The sequence below is a fragment of the Corallococcus sp. CA053C genome (assembly GCF_003611675.1).
Lineage (GTDB): Bacteria > Myxococcota > Myxococcia > Myxococcales > Myxococcaceae > Corallococcus.
Genome location: NZ_RAWA01000836.1, coordinates 1 through 655, shown reverse-complemented (window position 1 = coordinate 655; position 655 = coordinate 1). Strand labels below are relative to the sequence as shown.

Annotated in this window: 1 protein-coding gene; it reads right to left on the bottom strand. The window is 68.1% G+C overall.

What is annotated here, in order from left to right; all coding sequences use genetic code 11:
- Positions 1-24: 24 nt before the first annotated feature.
- Positions 25-531, bottom strand: coding sequence for a DoxX family protein (locus D7V97_RS43480; protein ID WP_199729246.1), 507 nt, complete (start codon positions 529-531; stop codon positions 25-27).
- Positions 532-655 lie beyond the last annotated feature (124 nt).

Below are 655 nucleotides of genomic sequence, written 5' to 3'. Positions count from 1 at the left end.
CTCCAGCCCCCATCCCCTTCCTGCCTACCCCAGCGCATCCAGCAGCATCGAACCCCGGCGCTGCTTCGGAAACACCCGGAAGCGCCTCAGCTCCCTGCGCTTCACCCGCTGCTCCAGCGCGCTGTGCAGCGACAGCCTCCCCGGCCCGCGCATCAACGTCCCCAACGCGATCGCGATCAGCGCCACGTTGAACTCGTAGCCACCCTTCGTGATGTCGAAGCCGTTCTTCCCGTGCACCTTCGCGATGGCCATCGCCTGCGTCACGATGACCGAAATGGCCGTGAACCGCGTCGCGATGCCCAGGATGGAGCTCACCCCGGCCACCAGCTCCGTGATGCCCGTGGCCAGCACCCACGGCTTGCCCGGCTTGATGCCCAGCTGCTCGAACATGCCCGCGTGCTGCTCGGTGCCCTCCTTCTTCAGCTTCGCGAGCCCGTGCTGGATCATCGTCGCCCCCAACGACAGACGCGGGGGCAGCAGCGCGGCCGACTTCAGCAACGACGGTTGTTCGTTCAGCATCGTCACGTTCATGGGTGCTCTCCTCATCCGAGCGTGCGGACGCAGGCGTCCGCGGAGTGAAGTGCCCCTTACGTTGCGATGCCTCCGCCCCTCCGGCCCCGACGCCCGCCAGGCCCGTGGCCCCACGGGCAGGCAC

What these genes read in the sequence shown, in the direction of transcription:
- D7V97_RS43480 (WP_199729246.1), bottom strand. Translation starts at nt 531, where the DNA reads ATGAACGTGACGATGCTGAACGAACAACCGTCGTTGCTGAAGTCGGCC.